16 protein-coding genes and 1 other RNA gene are annotated in these 17,395 nt (G+C 61.5%); 11 read left to right on the top strand and 6 right to left on the bottom strand.

The features are described from left to right. Positions 1-77: 77 nt before the first annotated feature. From CO657_RS13260 to CO657_RS13250, 3 genes are all read right to left on the bottom strand, one after another. Complete coding sequence (locus tag CO657_RS13260; RefSeq protein ID WP_049733659.1) at positions 78-875, bottom strand: glycoside hydrolase family 25 protein; 798 nt, start codon at positions 873-875, stop codon at positions 78-80. 125 nt (positions 876-1,000) lie between these two features. Beyond that, the gene (locus tag CO657_RS13255; protein ID WP_054182675.1) at positions 1,001-1,675 is read right to left on the bottom strand and encodes a class I SAM-dependent methyltransferase; all 675 of its coding nucleotides are present in this window, start codon (positions 1,673-1,675) and stop codon (positions 1,001-1,003) included. Then, the gene (locus tag CO657_RS13250; RefSeq protein ID WP_054182676.1) at positions 1,672-2,916 is read right to left on the bottom strand and encodes a BtaA family protein; all 1,245 of its coding nucleotides are present in this window, start codon (positions 2,914-2,916) and stop codon (positions 1,672-1,674) included. The genes CO657_RS13255 and CO657_RS13250 overlap by 4 nt, the downstream gene beginning before the upstream one ends. 191 nt (positions 2,917-3,107) lie before the next feature. Between CO657_RS13250 and CO657_RS13245 the strand changes: the two genes are divergently transcribed. Next, entirely contained in the window at positions 3,108-4,532 is a 1,425-nt protein-coding gene (locus CO657_RS13245; protein WP_054182677.1) for a serine hydrolase domain-containing protein, read from the top strand. A 39-nt stretch (positions 4,533-4,571) separates the two neighbouring features. Here the strand turns inward: CO657_RS13245 and CO657_RS13240 are convergent, their stop codons facing one another. The 3 genes from CO657_RS13240 to CO657_RS13230 all read right to left on the bottom strand — a co-directional run bounded on the left by CO657_RS13240 (position 4,572) and on the right by CO657_RS13230 (position 7,524). Then, positions 4,572-5,504 carry a lytic transglycosylase domain-containing protein gene (locus CO657_RS13240; protein WP_054182678.1) on the bottom strand — a complete coding sequence of 311 codons (933 nt, stop codon included), beginning with the start codon at positions 5,502-5,504 and terminating at the stop codon, positions 4,572-4,574. A gap of 115 nt (positions 5,505-5,619) precedes the next feature. Continuing rightward, entirely contained in the window at positions 5,620-6,255 is a 636-nt protein-coding gene (locus tag CO657_RS13235; protein WP_049733654.1) for a LysE family translocator, read from the bottom strand. Positions 6,256-6,312: 57 nt separating this feature from the next. Beyond that, positions 6,313-7,524, bottom strand: a complete 1,212-nt coding sequence (locus CO657_RS13230; protein WP_049733653.1) for a pyrophosphate--fructose-6-phosphate 1-phosphotransferase — start codon at positions 7,522-7,524, stop codon at positions 6,313-6,315. 457 nt (positions 7,525-7,981) lie between these two features. Here CO657_RS13230 and CO657_RS13225 point away from each other — a divergent pair, with 457 nt between their 5' ends. The 10 genes from CO657_RS13225 to CO657_RS13180 all read left to right on the top strand — a co-directional run bounded on the left by CO657_RS13225 (position 7,982) and on the right by CO657_RS13180 (position 17,390). After that, complete coding sequence (locus CO657_RS13225; RefSeq protein WP_049733652.1) at positions 7,982-8,689, top strand: J domain-containing protein; 708 nt, start codon at positions 7,982-7,984, stop codon at positions 8,687-8,689. Then, positions 8,686-9,447: an N-acetylmuramoyl-L-alanine amidase gene (locus tag CO657_RS13220; RefSeq protein WP_049733651.1), complete on the top strand. Its 762-nt coding sequence runs from the start codon at positions 8,686-8,688 to the stop codon at positions 9,445-9,447. Before CO657_RS13225 ends, CO657_RS13220 begins: the two co-directional genes overlap by 4 nt. Before the next feature lie 261 nt (positions 9,448-9,708). Further along, positions 9,709-10,236 (top strand): lytic transglycosylase domain-containing protein, encoded by a 528-nt coding sequence (locus tag CO657_RS13215; protein WP_054182679.1) that lies wholly within the window; start codon positions 9,709-9,711, stop codon positions 10,234-10,236. A gap of 137 nt (positions 10,237-10,373) precedes the next feature. Continuing rightward, positions 10,374-11,561 carry an NAD(P)/FAD-dependent oxidoreductase gene (locus CO657_RS13210; protein WP_049733649.1) on the top strand — a complete coding sequence of 396 codons (1,188 nt, stop codon included), beginning with the start codon at positions 10,374-10,376 and terminating at the stop codon, positions 11,559-11,561. 11 nt (positions 11,562-11,572) lie between these two features. Further along, on the top strand, positions 11,573-12,748 hold the full coding sequence (locus CO657_RS13205; RefSeq protein WP_049733648.1) for an NAD(P)/FAD-dependent oxidoreductase: 1,176 nt from the start codon (positions 11,573-11,575) through the stop codon (positions 12,746-12,748). A gap of 53 nt (positions 12,749-12,801) precedes the next feature. Continuing rightward, positions 12,802-13,199: RNase P RNA component class A (gene rnpB / locus CO657_RS13200), an RNA gene on the top strand. A 427-nt stretch (positions 13,200-13,626) separates the two neighbouring features. Further along, on the top strand, positions 13,627-14,064 hold the full coding sequence (gene mraZ, locus CO657_RS13195; protein WP_054182680.1) for a division/cell wall cluster transcriptional repressor MraZ: 438 nt from the start codon (positions 13,627-13,629) through the stop codon (positions 14,062-14,064). A 17-nt stretch (positions 14,065-14,081) separates the two neighbouring features. Then, the gene (gene rsmH / locus CO657_RS13190) at positions 14,082-15,107 is read left to right on the top strand and encodes a 16S rRNA (cytosine(1402)-N(4))-methyltransferase RsmH (RefSeq protein WP_012558374.1); all 1,026 of its coding nucleotides are present in this window, start codon (positions 14,082-14,084) and stop codon (positions 15,105-15,107) included. Between the two features lies 1 nt (position 15,108). Further along, a complete protein-coding gene (gene ftsL, locus CO657_RS13185; protein ID WP_054182681.1) occupies positions 15,109-15,630 on the top strand; it encodes a cell division protein FtsL in 522 nt (173 codons plus the stop codon). Then, positions 15,630-17,390: a peptidoglycan D,D-transpeptidase FtsI family protein gene (locus CO657_RS13180; RefSeq protein WP_003593354.1), complete on the top strand. Its 1,761-nt coding sequence runs from the start codon at positions 15,630-15,632 to the stop codon at positions 17,388-17,390. Before ftsL ends, CO657_RS13180 begins: the two co-directional genes overlap by 1 nt. Positions 17,391-17,395: the final 5 nt, after the last annotated feature.

Raw genomic sequence — 17,395 nt, 5'->3', positions numbered from 1 at the left:
GCGGTCCTTATATCAAACAGATTGCCGTCGCTTTCACAGAGGAATGTGACGGAAGCAAGAAACATCATAAGACGTTACTAAGAATTTCTATCCTTGGAAACGGCGGCAACCCAATTGTTCCAGTTCTTTGCACTGCCGGCAAAGACATTGATATCGGTTGGACCGCTGATGCCGGGAATGACGCCGGTCGAGGTATATTGCCAGAAGGCCCAGCGGCGGTCGGAATAGGTCACTTCGGGGTGTTTTGCCACAGAACGCACCCAGAAATGATAATCCTGGAAGTAACCGGCGAGATTGTCGCGGTGGAAATCGACCGAAGTGTAGATGATCGGACGCTTACCGTAATAGGCCTCCAGCCGGTCCATGAAACGTTGCATTTCGGCGCGCACCGTTTCCGGGTCGGGACGGTAGCGGCACGTCTTCGATTCGGCGTTCCATTCGACGTCGAGCACCGGCGGGAGGCGCATGGCCTCCTTCGGCACGTTGCGGATGAACCAGTCGGCCTGCTGATCGGCCGAGGAGCAGAAATAATAGAAATGGTAGGGCGCGTGCGGGATGCCGGCGGCGCGGGCCTCGCGCCAGTATTCGTCGAAGCGCGGATCGACCCTGTCCTTGCCTTCCGTCGCCTTAATGAAGGCGAAGGCGACGCCGGAATTTTTCACCGTTGCCCAGTCGATATCGCCCTGCCATTTGGAGATATCGATGCCGTGGACCGCGTTCTGCTGCGGATGCTTCGGGCCGAAATCCTGCGGATCGGTGTCCTTGAAGCGCGTCTTCGGCTTGATCGATGCCGTTTCGAGATAGTCGTGGCCCGAAGAGGAGCAGCCTGCCAGGAGAATGGCCAGAGGCAGAACGCAAAACAAAAGCCGGCGCATGGGTATCCCGTCGTGAACCGAATGATCTTTTTGCCCCACAGCCTGACCTTCGAAAAAGACGAGTCGGCAGAGGATAACCCTCTTTTCACCATATCAACGTAAAAAATCGGTTAGTTTCAAGCGAATTATGAGCGCTTGCTGATAATGGCCGCCCGCCAGGCATAACCGCCGCCGACGGTATCGAATAACAATCTCGCGTTGTTTTCATGGGCTTGCGCTTCCAGGACCTCGCGCAGATCGGAGCGCGGAGTGACGTGGAATTTTGCGAGCCATGACTGCAGCATGCGGCGGAACCAGCCCGGCAGGCCTTCCTGCTGGCCGAAATCGACGATGTGCAGTTGGCCGCCGGGGTTGAGTGCGGCGATCGACGCATCGACGGCGCGCTCCCAGTCCGGGATCATCGACAGGGCATAGGAGATCAGGATACGGTCGAAGCCGCTGACGCCGAATTCGCGCGGCGTGAAGGCGGTGGCGTCGGCGACGCGGAATTCCGGGATCGTCGCCTTGGTGGCGAAGGTCCTGCGCGCCGAAATCAGCATTTCCTGGGAAATGTCGAGGCCGAACAGCTTGGCCGTCGGGAAATGCCGATGGGCAAAGGCCATGTTGCGGCCGGTGCCGCAGCCGACTTCGAGCAAGGTGCCGCCCTCGGGCACGTCGAGATTGCGGATCGTGCTGTCGCGGCCGAGAAGGTAATATTTGCGCGTCAGATCGTAGATATGGCGCTGGTAACGGTACATGCCATCCATCAGGCTGGCATGTTCGCCGCTCTTTCCTGCCGTCTCGGTGCCGACCTTGCTCACGCCTTCTTCCCGTAAATGTGGAAGCCGCCGTAGATCGCCGAGCGATCAAGCGCCGTCAGCTCGCGCGACTTCTCCCCGAAGTAATCCCACTGGTCGCGGATCGAGGGAGACAGACGGCCTTCGATGATGCTCTTTTCGGCCGCGGTGCGGAAGATCACCCGGGCGCCTTCGCGCGCCGTGCGGGTGATTTCCCGCCAGACGTCGTTCAGTTGCTCATCCGTCATCCAGTCCTGCGCGTCGAGCAGGATGTAGCGGTCGCGCGAGGCGGCCGGCTCGCGGGCCAGAAGCTCGGTGAAGCTTGCATGGTGGACGTTGACGCGGTCGACATTGGCGCGGATCACCTCGTAGTGCTCCGACTTCAGATAGGTCGGCAGTGGGCCTTCCTCTTCAGTGCCGTAGCGGCGGCCGAAGGCCTGCCAGGCGAAATAATTGTCGCGCATCGGGAAATGACAGGCGAGCTTTTCCAGGCGGTGCTTCAGCACCGGTGCGATCGAATGATCGGCTGCAAGGCTCGCGAGCTCGTCATATTGCTGCGGCGGAATGCCGAGGCCGAAGAGCGAGCTCTTGCGGCCAGTGATCCAGCGCACCACCGGCTTTTCGAACAGCGGCGCGATCTGCTCTTCGAAGAACTGGCGCTGCTCGCGGATCGAGCGGGTCTTGGTCATCTCGCGCAGCTTGACGCCATGCAGGCGTGCAAGAAGATGGGCCGCGCCGATGAAGCGGCCGAGCAGACCGGTTTCGTAGATGTTGCGGTCGAAGACGGTGACGCGGCGACGGCCGAACTTGCGGCCGTTCCAATAGCTGTGCGTCGCCTCGTCGAGCTTGGCGGCGAGATGCCGGTCGTAGGTGCGGCTGTTCGACTTTTCGTTCGGCATGGCCAGGAAGCGGATGAGATCGGCATGATCCGGCAGATGCTTGAAGGCCGCAAGCTTCAGGCGGTTCAGCGCGATATGGTGCGGGTTGAGATCGACGACGTCGATCGAGGCCGGCGCCTTGGAGAGATAGGCGAGCATGTTGCAGCCGCCGGAGCCGATGGTGATGATGCGGTGGTTCGGCTTCAGCTCCATCGCCTGCATGTCGAGATCCGGATCCTCCCAGATCTGCGGATAGACGAGACCGGAGAAGAGAAGGCCGAAGAGACGCTCGGAAAAACCATCCTTCGAAAAAGCCTTGTGGCGGAGAAGGGCGTCCTTGAGTTTCCGGTTCTTGCGGAAGCCGGCATCCGGTGCAAATTCTGACATGAGTCTGTCACCTTTTTAGCGTTCAGGGCGTGTAGCGCGCCACTGCTACAGTTTGATGACGTGGGCTGTGGGGCATCGTTCGCGGGGAGGATCGCCCTCCTGGTAAAGTGATCGCGAGGGCGGCTCTTCTTCGCTGCGGCCTCTTTCCGGCGCGTGCGATTCCTGCTTCTCTCCCGGCATGGAGGAATGCCATGCGATTTGTCATGCGTATCCTGAAGGCGCTTGCTCTCCTTGTCGTGCTCGTCGTCATCGTCGTCGCCGGCTGGCTCTTCGTCCAGCCGCCGGAACTGCTGCGTGTCGGCGACGGCTATGCCGCCAAGATCGTCTGCTCCAACGTCTTCATATCAGGCCGTGAGGCCGAGGAGGTGCTCCATGACGATGTCCAGGCGCCTGGAAATCCGCTGCTCCGGCTGGTGCGCGTCAGCGTCGACCGCGACAGCGACCGTGTGACGGCCCGCTTCATGGGACTGTTTGCGCCGAGTTATGCGCTCTATCGCGGCGCTTTCGGCTGCACGAGCGTGCCGGACGGCAATTTCGAGGCGGCGGCGAAGGCGGTGCCTTTCGATGCGCCGGCCAGGGCGGAGGTGAACGAGGCTCTGTGGCCGGAGGGTGAGAGCGCCGGCGATCGGCCGGACGGGAAGATCGCTGCGCTACTGGCCGATGAGAGAGTCGCCGGCCCGGCCATGCGGGCGATCGTCGTGGTGCGCAACGGCCGCATCGTCAGCGAAGCCTATGGCCCCGGCTTCTCGGCGAAGACACCGCTGATCGGCTGGTCGATGACGAAGACGGTGAATGCCGCGATTGTCGGCCGGCTGATGCTCGACGGTAAAATCTCCTTCGACGATGACAATCTGCTGGCGCAGTGGAAGAATGACGGGCGCGCCAGGATCAAGGTTTCCGACCTGCTCGGCATGGAGAGCGGCCTTGCCTTCAACGAGGATTATGGCGCTGTCGCCGATGTGACGCGCATGCTCTATCTCGATCCCGATATGGTATCGCTGCCGGCCAACGCGCCGATGGAGGCGGAGCCGGGCAAACGGTTCCGCTATTCGAGCGGCACGGCGGTGCTCTTGTCACGCATCTGGATGGACAGGGTCGGCAATGCCCAGACGGCCTTTTCCTATCCTGACGACGCGCTGTTTTCGCCGCTCGGCATGACGAGCGCCGTCTTCGAGCTCGACGCGCGCGGCACGTTTGCCGGAAGCTCCTATCTCTATGCGACGGCGCATGACTGGGCGCGCTTCGGGCAGTTCCTGCTGCAGGACGGCGTCTGGAACGGCCAGCGGCTGCTGCCGGAGGGTTTCGTCGGCGCCATGCGCACCCCGACGACGGCGTCGAACGGCCGCTATACGCAGGGCCAGGCCTGGCTTGCGCCCGGCGGTTCAAATGCAAAATTCGGGCTGCCGGAGGATACGTTCTGGCTGACGGGGCATGACGGGCAGAGCATGGCGATCGTACCGTCCGCCGATCTGGTCGTAATCCGGCTCGGCCTGACGCCGAGCTGGCTCGGCTATCAGCCGCAGACGCTTCTCAAGGCGGTCCTGGCGGCCTTGCCACAAGCGGGATCGCCGCAACAGCAGGCCGGGTCGCCACGGCAGAGCCAGCCGCAGCCATAGGCTCGTGATGCCGTTCGTCCATTATCGGTCTTGGTCGTATCAGTAATTGCCCTGGGCGATGTCGGTCATGCCCTTGCGCTTGGCGTCGTAATAATAGCCGCGCGCATAGAGGCGCACGGCATCGTCTTCCTTGCTGTCGGAAACGAGCCAGGCGCCGCGCAGATATTTCGCGGCATATTTGATATTGGTCTCGGCATCGAAGAGACCGCCCGGGGCGCCGTCATACCCCATGGATTTGGCGGTGTTGTACTTGATCTGCATGAGGCCGAAATAGCCGCGCTTGTTGTAGGCCTTGGCGTTGTAGCGGCTTTCGCGATGGACGATGCGGTGGAGCAGCGTCTCGGGAATTTCGTAGAGCTTCGAATATTTCTGAATGAGCTTGGTGACGAAGCTTTTTTCGACGGTCGGCGCATCGTCCTTGTCGTCGTCGCTGAACATCGGCGGCGCCGTGGGCGGATCGATCGGCCCGGATTCATCGAAGCCGTAGTCCATGCTGGCACGCGGCGTCGTATCGACTGCGGCAAGTGCCGCAAGCGCGCCGTTCTGCGGTGTCGCGGCAAAGGCAAGCTGGGTCGCCGGCTGTGCCGGGGCTCCCGGACGCGGCGTCGGCACCACGGACTGGATCGCCGTCATCTCGGGTGTCAGCGGGATTTGCGCATAGGCCGCCGGCTGCATGGTAAGATCGGCAGGCTGAGAGGTTGTCACGGTAGGCATTGCCGTCGCGGTCAGGGCCGGGGATGCCTGGGGAAGGGTGGCGCCGGCGACCGCCTGACCGGCTGTGCCTTCGGCTGTCGGGATTGCGGCAAGCGTGGCGTCTTCACCGGGTTTCGGCATCGGCACCACGGTCTGCGCAGCTGTCAGTTCGGCCTGAGAGGTGTATTCGACGCTCGCGCACCCGGTCATCACGCCGCAGCAGAGCACCGTAGAAACGACAAGACTGCGTTTCAGCCCGGACAATCCGATCGCTACCATTCCGTCACTTTCGTGAAATCGCGCCGCCCCGGCAGCGTTATAAAAGTTACTAAAAAGCTTAAATCCGATGACCCCATTAACCTATTCGTGACATTCCGGCAACCACGGAATATTTCTAAGCTGCAATACGGCGATACCCCGCGGTTACGGCGCCTGCGGCGATCAATAGGGTGCCGCCGGTGCGGTTTACAGCGCGCTGGACGCTCGCCTTGCGAATCAGTCCGCGTGCGGTATGGGCGAGAAATGCGTAAGTGGAGGCGTTGAGGATCGCCAGTACGAGGAAGGTCGCTTCCATGATCGCCATCTGACCGACGAAGGGCAGGGCCGGATTGAGGAACTGCGGCACGAAGGCGACGAAGAAGATGATGCTCTTCGGATTGAGGGCGGTGACGACATAGGCATGGAGGAAGATCTTGAGCGATTTCTCCTCCGGCAGATTGTCGTTGTCGGCGACCGGTTCGCCGATGACGGGAGCCCGCCAGAGCTTGATTCCCAGCCAGATCAGGTAGGCGCCGCCGATCCACTTCAGGACCGTGAAGAGGGTGGCGGAGGCGGCGAGGACGGCGCCGAGACCAAAGAGGGACGCCGTCATCGCGGTGAAGTCACCAAGCGCCACGCCGCTCACCGTCGCAAACGCAGTCCTGCGTCCATGACCGAGCGCATAGGAGACAACGAGCAGTATCGTCGGTCCCGGTATGGCCAGCATGATGGCGGATGCGGCCGCAAAAGCGAGCCAAGCTTCGAATGACATGGTGTCTCCTCCTATTCCTCAGGAACAAGCAAAGACATCATATTAACCATCCGTCAATCACGCTTCTTTGTATTTCTGGCCTATATTGTCCATGACTTCGGCAAACCATGCCGTCGACAGGTCAAAAGCCTTGCCGCCCTTGATGCGCGGGAATTCTATAGTGCGCAATTTACCGTTTTGCGCTTCATCGTGGCCGGTGACGCCGGAGACTTTGTTGAGCGCGCTTTCGACGGCGAGATCGACCATGCTCTGGATCAGCCGGAGGTCGTCGCCGTTGGCCGGCGCCGAGCGGGCGAAGTAGCCCGATTTCTGCACGAGCGAACGTTCGGCGTTCAACAGGCTGGCGAACTGCTTCTGGAACCAGGCGCCGACATTGATCGTGTCGATCTTCACATGGCCGAAGGCGTCGCGCTTGACCGTCTCTCCGGCGGCTTCGCGCTCCGCGACGATGGCGTCGAGGCAGGCGCCTTCGGAGACGAAGACCGTGGCGTGGCCGTTGCGGTCCATGCTTTCCTTCAGGCGGGCGGCCTCGGCGTCGAGGTCGAAAGCCATCTCAGGCAGATAGACGGCGTCGATGCTCTTCAGATGCGCGTCCATCATCAGGCCGTCGACATACTGGTTGCGGCTGGTGCGCTGGAGATAGGCGCGGGCGGTGGCGGCCGTCAGCCAGCCGCAATGGCGGCCCATGACCTCGTGGATGACGAGGGTGCGGGGGGCGGCCGTCTGTTCGTTGCCGACATTGTCGAAGAAATGCGCGCCGACTTCGGCCGCCGTCCAGGCGCCGAGCGACTGGCGGATCGGCACCACGTCGTTGTCAACAGTCTTCGGCAGGCCGACGACGGTCAGATTGTAACCGTTGGCGGCGAGATAGGCGGCAAGATCGGCGGCCGTGGTGTTGGTGTCGTCGCCGCCGATCGTGTGGAGAATGGTGATACCGTCATTGGCGAGACGTTCGGCGGCCACCCGCAGCGGGTTATCGCCTTCCTTAACCAGGCCGCGCTTGACGCAATCGGCGGCATTGGTGAGCTTGACGCGGCTGTTGCCGATCGGCGAGCCGCCATAACGATGCAGCAGCGGCGCCTTTTCGCGCATCTCGCGGGTGATCTCGATGCTGTCGCCGAGCAATACGCCCTGATAGCCGGACTTGTAGGCGACGATATCGATGTCGGGAGCAATGTCGCTGTAGCGTTCGATGAGGCCGCCGACGGCGGAGGAAAGACAGGGGGCCAGGCCTCCGGCGGTCAGCATTGCGACTTTCTGCTTGGCCATGATCCCTCCTATGGCGTTTCGGTGCGGCGGCGTCAGCTATCGGCGTTGCACTGAATTCGATTCAAGCGACGCGCTTACCTCATTGTTTTCATGCATGTCGTCATCCCGGACCCGCTGCACATTTCCAGGCGACATGCATGAGCGCATGGATGCGGCAGGGAAAGGAGCCTGTAAAGTAAAGAATTTATGAAAACGCGCCTTTCTGCGGCGTGGCGACCAGAAGAGCTGATATAATCGTTTCAAGCCCGTTCTGGCTGTCGAGAACTCTTGTGGAAATTACCGGCGAGCGCGCTCCGAAGCGCAGGTGCCCGGCGCAGGAGGACGCTTTGCTGCGGTGCGACAATTACCAAATCGTGAAAACTGTGTTCGGCCCTACGACCAATAGTCGCCTTGCAAAGGCTACGATTCTTTGGTCAAGCTGTTTGTATATAAGTTGACAAGCGTGCGAGAGATTTCGATGTCCTTCTGGGAAAAACTGTTGAATGCCATTGGCAATACCGCGGGCAATGCGCTGTCTGCGGTGGTCGAGGCTATCCGAACGGTTTTCGAAGGCGATCCCGAGACCCGGCGCAAGGTGGCTTTCTCCGTGGCGATCATCGCGCTGTCGGCCAAGATGGCCAAGGCCGACGGCATCGTCAGCGAGAAGGAGGTCGATGCCTTCCGCGAAATCTTCGAATTTCCGCAGGATCAGGCGAAGAACGTCGCCAGGCTTTACAACCTCGCACGTCAGGACGTGGCCGGCTACGAAGCCTATGCCGAAAGGCTTTCGACGCTCTGCGTGACCTGTGCGGCCAATTGCACGGTGCTGGAAGACGTGCTCGACGGTCTCTTCCATATCGCCAAGGCCGATGGGCTGATCCACGAGAAAGAACTGAATTTCCTCAGCCATATCGGCGAGATCTTCCAGATGAGCGAGACGCGCTTCGAGCAGATCGCCGCCCGTCACGTCTCCACAGGCGGCGATCCCTACAAGGTGCTCGGTGTGTTGCCCTCGGACGATTTCCCGACCATCCGCCGCCGCTATCACGGCCTCGTCAGCGAACATCACCCCGACCGGCTGATCTCGCGCGGCGTGCCGAAGGAGTTCCACGTCATCGCCAATGAGCGCATGGCGGCGCTGAACGCGGCCTATGCGGCGATCGAGAAGGAACGCCGCGCCGCATGACCTCTTTCGAGGCCGACTGCGGGAGCGCCCGCGTGCAGCCTTCGCCGAACCATGGCGAGCGCGCGGGCGGGCGCCGTCCTGACATGATCCTGCTGCACTATACCGGCATGCCGACGGCGGATGGCGCGCTCGACTGGCTCTGTCGCGCCGAGAGCCAGGTTTCCAGCCATTATTTCGTGCATGAGAACGGCGAGGTGGTGCAGCTGGTGCCGGAGGTGCGGCGGGCCTGGCACGCGGGAAAGAGCAGCTGGCACGGCGAGACGGATATCAATTCGCTGTCGATCGGCATCGAGATCGCCAATGCCGGCCATCCCGGCGGGCTTCCCGATTACCCAAAAGAGCAGATCGCCGCGGTGATCGAATTGTGTCGCGACTGTGTCAAACGTTGGTCGATCACGCCGGAGCGGGTCCTTGGGCACTCCGATGTCGCTCCGATTCGCAAGGTCGATCCGGGTGAGAAATTCCCCTGGGCCGAACTCTACAGGGCGGGCATCGGGCACTGGGTCGAGCCGGCAACGATCACCGGCGGGCGCTTCTTCCAGCGGGGTGATGCCGGCCAGCCTGTCGAGGCACTGCAGTCGATGCTGTCTCTCTATGGTTACGGCACTGAAATCACAGGGCAATTTTCCGAAAAGACGGCAGGTGACGTGGAGGCTTTCCAGCGTCATTTCCGGCCCGAACGGGTGGACGGCATCGCCGATTTCTCGACGATCGACACGCTGCACCGGCTTCTATCGGCGCTGCCGCGTTATTCCTGAGCGGAAGAGCCCCGACATCAGGTAGTTTTCTCGCGGCCGTCGAGAAAACTACCTCGCCACATCATTTCCCTATTATCTCCTCATTGCGATGGTCTAAGAACGCCCGCTGAACAGCGCTCACGGCTTTTTAAAGTGTAACCACGGGCGCCAAATGAAACGATAAGAATTGCTGCGGAACGCGATCAGTTCTTGATCGCGTATGACCGGATGACGGCGAGGCGCGCAGTCCTGCAATTCTATGGGTCGGAGTGATTAGACTACATGAAGAATATGATTGTTGGTGCTGCGGCATGCGTTGGTATGCTGCTGGCGGGAAATAGTTTTGCCTTGGCTGGTGATGACTGGGGTGCCAGGGCCGAAACCATCCCGCTGAAAACCGTCGATCGCCAGAGCGGCTATGCCATGCCCGATTTTTCCGCCAGCGTTCCCTATGCCGCGCTGATCAATAAATATGCTGCCGAATACGACGTACCGGTGGCGCTCGCTCAGGCCGTCGTGCGTGTCGAGAGCAATTTCAATCCGAAGGCACGCGGCAGTGCCGGCGAAATCGGCCTGATGCAGATCAAGCCCGCGACGGCGCGGATGATGGGGTATTCCGGCACGAAGAAGGGCCTGTTCGATCCGGAAACCAACATCAAATACGGGATGAAATATCTGGCAGCCGCCCATCAGCTCGGCGGCGGGCAGACCTGCAACACCATCCTGAAATACAATGCCGGCCATGCCGCCACGCGCATGAACCCGGTGTCGAAGACCTATTGCGGCAAGGTCCTGGCGATGCTCGACTGAGCTTCGCCAGACGCGTCGGGCGAAAATTCTCCCGGCATTTTTGCGATATGAATCAGGACGCTTGCCGTGATATCCCCACCTGAATCGAGGTGAGCCACCTCGAGACGAGGTTAGGCCACCTCGATGCGAGGTTAGGTATGGCAATCGATTTCAGGTTCATCATCATCGGGCGCGGCATGATGGGGGCAGCTGCTGCACGGCATCTCGCCTCGATGGCCGACGGCATCGCGCTGATCGGCCCGCGCGAGCCGGAGCAACGCAAGGCCCATCACGGGATATTCGCCAGCCATTACGACGAGGCGCGCATCACCCGCACTTTCGACGGCAATCTGGCCTGGGGAAGTTTCGCCGCCCGTGCGCTCGACCGCTACCGCGAAATCGAGGCAAGGAGCGGCATTTCCTTCTATTCGGAGGTCGGCTGCCTGTTTGCCGGTCCGACGCCAAGGGATGAGCAGGACTATATCAACCGGGCGCTAACCGTCAGCCGGACGCTCTGCAGCAATATCGAGACCATCGCGCCGTCGGACCTTGGCCAACGTTTTCCCTATCTTGCCGCCGATCCAGATTTCACCGGATATTTCGAGCGCAAGCGCGCCGGGCACATCAACCCGCGGGCGCTGGTGCGGGCGCAGGCGAGGCTTGCCGAACAGGGTGGCGTCTCGCTGATCGAAGCAGTCGCCACATCCGTGCGCGACGCCGGTTCCCATGTCGAAGTGACGGCCGGTGGCAGAAGCTACAGTGCCGAGCGCGTGCTGGTCGCTGCCGGCGGTTTCAGCAATTTCAATGCCCTGCTGCCGCGTCCCGTCGATACCAGGGTGATGGCGCGCACGGTCGTCTTCTACGAGATCGGCGCGCGCGAGATGGCGATCTTCGGCGATATGCCGTCGACGATCGTGCTCGGCGACCGGGAGGAGGATCACATCTATATCCTGCCGCCGGTGCGTTATCCCGACGGCAAGACCTATCTGAAACTCGGCGGCGACACCGAGATGCTGTCTTTCAGAGCGCTGGAGGATGTCGGCGCGTGGTTCCGTTCCGATGGCTGCGTGGCCGAGCGCGAGCATCTCGCGCGCGTCGCCCTCAAGTTGATGCCAGCGCTTGCCGGCTGCCCGGTCACCTCGGGGCCTTGCGTGGCAAATTTCACGCCGACCGGTTATCCCTACGCCGGATTTACCCAGTCGCCGCGCATCGCGGTGCTTACCGGCGGCAATTTCGTCGCGGCCAAATCTTCCGACGAACTCGGGCGATTGGGCGCCGTGCTTCTGGCCGAAGGGGCGCTCGGCGACAAGGATTTCGGCGGCGAGCTGACGCCGGTCTTTGCCTGAAAGGGAGCATCATGGCAGTCGATTTCAAATATATCGTCGTCGGCCGCGGGCTGATGGGGGCTGCGGCGGCGCGGCATCTGGCGCGACAAGTGGATGGTGTGGCGGTGATCGGCCCGGACGAGCCTGATGATCGCAAGGCGCATCAGGGCGTCTTCGCCAGCCATTACGACGAGGGGCGCATTACCCGCACCATCGACCCCGACCGCAACTGGGCGCTGCTCGCCAACCGCGCGATCGGCCGTTACCGCGAGATTTCCCGCGACAGCGGCATCGACTTCTATCGCGAGGTCGGCTGCGTCGTCGTCGCGCCTGATGGAAGCGATTATCTCCAGAGGACCCGGCAGGCGGCCGTCTCGCTTGGCGTCGAGACCAGCCTTCTCGGTGAGGCCGGGCTGAAGGCCGCCTTTCCTTTCTTCGCCTTTCCCGATGGCGCCGCCGGGGTCTTCGAGGCGAGAGGGGCCGGGCATATCAGTCCGCGCAAGCTGGTCAAGGCACAGTCGCTGCTGGCGGAAAAGGCCGGTGCCGCCGTCATTCGCGACCATGCCGTCTCGATCCGCAGCGTGGGCGGATCGGCTGTCGTCGAGACTGCCGGCGGCCGGAGCTATCGCGGCGAGAAGGTGCTGCTGGCAGCGGGCGGATTTTCCATTGCGGAGAATCTGTTGCCGCGTCCGGTTGCTATGACGGTTTATGGCCGGACGGTCACACTTTTCGAGGTGAGCGAGATCGAGGCGGAGCGTCTTGCGACCATGCCGTCGCTCATTCTCGATGTGCCCGGCATCCATATCTACCTGCTGCCGCCGATCCGTTATCCCGACGGCAAATTCTACCTGAAGATCGGCGGCGACCCCGACGATCTGGCGCTCGGCGACGAGGCAGCGATGCGCGCGTGGTTCAAAACCGAGGGGCGCGAGACCGTGCGCGCCTATCTCAAACGTATCGTCGAAGGGCTCGTGCCCGACATGGCGCCGCTGTCGATTTCGACGGCGGCCTGCGTCGTGTCGCAGACGGAAAGCGGCCATCCGATGATCGGCTATACCTCATCGCCGGAAATCGCGGTGCTGACGGGCTGCGCCGGCACCTCTGCCAAGAGCTCGGACGAAATCGGCCGGCTTGGGGCCGAGCTGCTTTTATCAGGCAGAATCAGCGAACAGGGCTACTCCACGGATTTCACACCGCAATTTCGCTAAATAAATTTTGATTTAGGTGGCAATTGCCGTCTCTCTCGTTTATGGGAGCCCTGCCAGTTGGCTGGGCAGCCGCGCTTTACCAATGCCGAAAGGCGGTAGGGTGAGGAAAGTCCGGGCTCCACGGAAACACGGTGCCGGATAACGTCCGGCGAGGGCGACCTCAGGGAAAGTGCCACAGAAAGCAAACCGCCTGTCATGACAGGTAAGGGTGAAAGGGTGGGGTAAGAGCCCACCGCATCTCCGGCAACGGAAATGGCACGGTAAACCCCACCGGGAGCAAGACCGAATAGGGATGACGCGGCAGGCCGAAAGGCCTTCCGGCCGGTTTCCAGGCCAGTCATCCGGGTGGGTTGCGCGAGGCAGCGTGCGAACGCTGTCCCAGAGGAATGGCTGCCACGTTCCGGTTCACGCCGGAGCCATACAGAACCCGGCTTACAGGCCAACTGGCGATTAACTTTTGTGGCGCGATCAAGCCCTGATTTTAGGAATCACTTCCCCGTAAGCCGCTGAAATCGAAGGTTTTCAAGTGGATGCTCATGCAATCCGCCCGTTGAAAATTCTTTTTGCAAAAGCACCGCTGCGCGACCATCGCAACAGGGCGATCCTAACTCTTTGTTAAACTTAACAGCTTATAAATTTTTGATCATGCGTCTGTTGCAAAATGGGCGTATCCCATTGACGCCCATATGGTCCCATGCTATCCCAAATGCGCACTGCACCAGGGCAATCACCTGCCCATTCATCGCAAAGCAAAGGCGTCTTCCTCTCCGGAAGCGTCGGAGGGGTTTTTGCTCATCCGGCTTGCGAAGCTGTGCCTGATATTGGGAGTTTCGGGCGTCTTTTGGTCCGGATCCCTGCGGGAACGGATGTTTCGTGTGATGAGCCGCTTCCTTTCGAATGCGACCAACAGGATCGATGCCAAGGGCAGGGTTTCCGTGCCTTCGGCATTTCGTTCCGTGCTGGTGCAGCGCAATGTTCAGGAGCTCTATTGCTTCCAGGACTTTGTGTTTCCGGCGATCAGCGTCGGCGGTCCGGATCTTCTCGAAAGATTCGAACGGCAGATTGCTGCGGAGGATCCGTTTTTGCCGGATGCGAACGAGATGTCGCTTCTCATTCATGGAGGCGGGGTCTTCATGAAGCTCGACGCCGAGGGGCGGCTGATGGTCACGGATTTCATTCGCGGCTTTACCGGCATCTCGGACGAAGTGACCTTCGTCGGTCGGGCGGATCATTTTCAGCTTTGGCAGCCGCAGGCTTTTGTGGCTGCGCAGGCGCAGGCACGAGGGGAGCGCAAGCTGGCGGGCAAGCGTTCCTGAAAGAACGAGGGAACGGAATGGTGGCGAATCCTGGCGGAGGTTCAACTGATGCCGGTGGCGGACCGGTTCGTCACATTCCTGTCCTTCTTGATGAAGTGCTTTCGGCGCTGGCGCCCGCGCCCGGCAAGCTCATCCTTGATGGTACCTTCGGTGCTGGCGGTTACAGCTCAGCCATTCTTGCGGCCGGCGCCGAGGTGATCGCGCTCGACCGCGATCCGACGGCGATTGCCTCCGGCCAGGCAATGGTTGCCGCCCATGGTGGCCGTCTCAAGCTCGTTCATTCGCAATTCTCACATCTTGCCGATCATGCGCCGCAAGGCGGGCTCGACGGTGTCGTCCTCGATATCGGCGTTTCCTCGATGCAGATCGATGAGGCCGAGCGCGGTTTCTCTTTCCAGAAGAACGGGCCGCTCGACATGCGTATGTCGGCCGCAGGCGTTTCGGCCGCCGATGTCGTCAATCGCGCCAAGGTCGCCGATCTCATCCGCATCTTCCATTTCCTCGGTGAGGAAAGCCAGGCGCCGCGCATCGCGCATGCGATCGAGAAGCGTCGCGAGGAAAAGCCGTTCGAGACGACACGCGATCTTGCCGGTCTCATCGAGCTGGTCACGCCCCGCAAGATGAAGGACAAGATCCATCCGGCAACGCGCGTCTTCCAGGCCTTGCGCATCTTCGTCAATGACGAGCTCGGCGAACTCGCACAGGCGCTGTTTGCGGCGGAAGCGGCGCTGAAGCCGGGCGGCCGGCTCGTCGTCGTCACCTTTCATTCGCTCGAAGACCGCATCGTCAAGAAATTCTTCTCCGACCGCGCCGGCAAGGCGTCGGGGTCGCGGCATCTGCCTGTCGCGCATGAGCGGGCGGCAACTTTCGCGGCGATCGGCAAGCCGATGGTTTCGGCAAGTGAGGCGGAGGCGGAGATCAATCCGCGCGCCCGTTCCGCCAAACTGCGCGCCGGCCTGAGGACGGAGGCCGCCGCTGAAGCCGCGGATATGTCGCTCTTCGGGTTTCCCAATCTCGCCAGTCTCGGAAAGCTTGGAGGTTGATATGCTGAAAACGTTCGATCTCGTGCTCATCGGCGTCATGACGGCCACCGCCGCCGTCACCTACACGATCAAGCATCGCGCCGAATTGAAGCTCGAAGAGGTTCATCGCCTCGAAGCCGAGATCAAGCTCGAGGAGGACACGATCGACCTTCTCAAGGCCGACTGGGCGCTTCAATCACAGCCGAACCGGCTGGAGCGGCTGGTCAAGGCCTATGATGACGAGTTGCAGCTGCAGCCGACGCAATCGACGTCGCTGGTGCATGCCAAGGAATTGCCGATGCTGAAATCCGAGGTTCCCGTGCCTGAGGTAACGGAGGCCAAGGCCAGCGCCAAGGGCGCGACCGAGGCCAGCGCCAAAGGCGCGACCGGGGCCAGCGCCAAAGGCGCGACAGGAGCTAGCGCCAAGGGCGCGGCTCTCGCCGGCGCGACGGTTACGACGAAGGCGCAGTCTGTTCCCAAGCCCGCGCCGCGCGCCGCGGAGGAGGATGAAGCAGACGAGATCGAAACGGGGTCGGTGGAATAATGTCGTTTCTTTCCCGCATCATGGTCTTGAAGAGCCAGGCGCATTTCTCCGCCGGCGTCTACAATCGTTTCGGCGGTCCTTCTCCTGCCGGCCTGGCGATCGAGGGGTCCCGCAAGAAGAAATCAGGGCAGGCAAAAAGCCGCGTCGGCCTGCTGATCCTCGGCTTCATGGGTGTCTATGTCGTCATCGGCGGCCGTCTCGTCGAATATGCGATGAAGGATCAGGAGGTCGTCTCCAGCATCCTGCCGCCCGACCGGCTGATGGCCTCGCGCCCCGACATTCTCGACCGCAACGGCGAAGTGCTGGCGACCGACATCCGCACCGTCTCGCTGTTTGCCGAACCCAACAAGATCGTCGATGCCGACGAGGCGGTCGAGAAGCTTGCGACTGTTCTGCCGGAGCTCGACGTCCGGGATACCTATAAGAAGCTCTCGGTCAAAACCTCGCATTTCGCCTGGCTGCGCCGGCAGCTGACGCCGAAGCAGCAGAGCCAGATCCTGGCGCTCGGCATTCCCGGCATCGGCTTCCGGCCGGAAAAGCGCCGCTTCTACCCGGGCGGCTCGACCGCCGCGCATATCCTCGGTTACGTCAACATCGACAACCGCGGCGTCGCCGGCATGGAGAAATATATCGACGACCAGGGGCTTGCCGATCTCGCCTCGGTCGGCATGACCAGCGACCAGCCTCTCGAGCCGGTGCGGCTTTCGATCGATCTCCGCGTCCAGAACATCGTCCGGGACGCCGTCGTCAACGCGGTAAACAACTTCCAGTCCAAGGGGGCGGGTGCTGCCGTCATCGACGTGCATACCGGCGAAGTGCTGGCCATGGCCTCGGCGCCGGATTTCGATCCGAACGATCCGCAGGAAGGGGCCAAGGAGGGTTGGCTCAACCGGATGACCAACGGCACCTTCGAAATGGGATCGACGTTCAAGACCTTTTCGCTGGCGATGGCGCTCGACACCGGCAAGGTGAAGATGACCGACACGTTCGATGCCAGCAAGTCGATCTATATCGGCGGCTTCACCATTCACGATTTCCATGGGCAGCGCCGCTGGCTGACCGTGCCAGAGATTTTCCAGTATTCGTCGAATATTGGCACCGCGCGCGTCATCGATATCGTCGGCATCGACGCGCAGAAGGACTATCTGACCAAGTTCGGCCTGCTGACCAAGATGCAGACCGAACTGCCTGAGGTGAAGATGCCGAGCCAGCCGAGGGTGTGGAAGAAGATCAATTCGATCACGATTTCCTTCGGCCACGGCGTCTCGACGACGGCGCTGCAGACCGGCGTGGCGGCCGCCGCTCTCGTCAATGGCGGCAAGCTGATCGAGCCGACATTCCTGCCGCGCAGCCGCGAACAGGCCGATGAAATCGCCACGCAGGTCATCAAAAAGACGACCAGCGACGAGATCCGCTATCTGCTCGATTTCAACGGATACAAGGGATCGGGCCGCGTCGCCCGGGTGCCGGGTTTTGCCGTCGGCAGCAAGACCGGTACGGCCGACAAGGTGGTGAACGGCCGTTATTCCGCTACCTTGAACTTCAATTCCTTTATTGCCGCATTCCCGATCAACGATCCCAAATATGCCGTGATCACCTTCTGCGACGAGCCGAAGACCGGCGAGAAGCAATATGGCGGAACGATCTCTGCCGGTACCGCTGGCCCGATCGCCCGCGAAATCATCAGCCGCGCAGCTCCCATTCTCGGCATCGAGCCGAAATTCGGGGAGGGCGGATCGGCCTTGCTGGTGTCTTATTGAGTGTG

This window comes from Rhizobium acidisoli, from assembly GCF_002531755.2.
Lineage (GTDB): Bacteria > Pseudomonadota > Alphaproteobacteria > Rhizobiales > Rhizobiaceae > Rhizobium > Rhizobium acidisoli.
This window is presented reverse-complemented; position numbering and strand designations above follow the sequence as displayed.

Coding starts and splice junctions, on each gene's coding strand:
- CO657_RS13260 (WP_049733659.1), bottom strand. CDS start 875: ATGCGCCGGCTTTTGTTTTGCGTTCTGCCTCTGGCCATTCTCCTGGCA.
- CO657_RS13250 (WP_054182676.1), bottom strand. CDS start 2,916: ATGTCAGAATTTGCACCGGATGCCGGCTTCCGCAAGAACCGGAAACTC.
- CO657_RS13245 (WP_054182677.1), top strand. CDS start 3,108: ATGCGATTTGTCATGCGTATCCTGAAGGCGCTTGCTCTCCTTGTCGTG.
- CO657_RS13240 (WP_054182678.1), bottom strand. CDS start 5,504: ATGGTAGCGATCGGATTGTCCGGGCTGAAACGCAGTCTTGTCGTTTCT.
- CO657_RS13235 (WP_049733654.1), bottom strand. CDS start 6,255: ATGTCATTCGAAGCTTGGCTCGCTTTTGCGGCCGCATCCGCCATCATG.
- CO657_RS13230 (WP_049733653.1), bottom strand. CDS start 7,524: ATGGCCAAGCAGAAAGTCGCAATGCTGACCGCCGGAGGCCTGGCCCCC.
- CO657_RS13225 (WP_049733652.1), top strand. CDS start 7,982: ATGTCCTTCTGGGAAAAACTGTTGAATGCCATTGGCAATACCGCGGGC.
- CO657_RS13220 (WP_049733651.1), top strand. CDS start 8,686: ATGACCTCTTTCGAGGCCGACTGCGGGAGCGCCCGCGTGCAGCCTTCG.
- CO657_RS13215 (WP_054182679.1), top strand. CDS start 9,709: ATGAAGAATATGATTGTTGGTGCTGCGGCATGCGTTGGTATGCTGCTG.
- CO657_RS13210 (WP_049733649.1), top strand. CDS start 10,374: ATGGCAATCGATTTCAGGTTCATCATCATCGGGCGCGGCATGATGGGG.
- CO657_RS13205 (WP_049733648.1), top strand. CDS start 11,573: ATGGCAGTCGATTTCAAATATATCGTCGTCGGCCGCGGGCTGATGGGG.
- mraZ (WP_054182680.1), top strand. CDS start 13,627: ATGAGCCGCTTCCTTTCGAATGCGACCAACAGGATCGATGCCAAGGGC.
- rsmH (WP_012558374.1), top strand. CDS start 14,082: ATGGTGGCGAATCCTGGCGGAGGTTCAACTGATGCCGGTGGCGGACCG.
- ftsL (WP_054182681.1), top strand. CDS start 15,109: ATGCTGAAAACGTTCGATCTCGTGCTCATCGGCGTCATGACGGCCACC.
- CO657_RS13180 (WP_003593354.1), top strand. CDS start 15,630: ATGTCGTTTCTTTCCCGCATCATGGTCTTGAAGAGCCAGGCGCATTTC.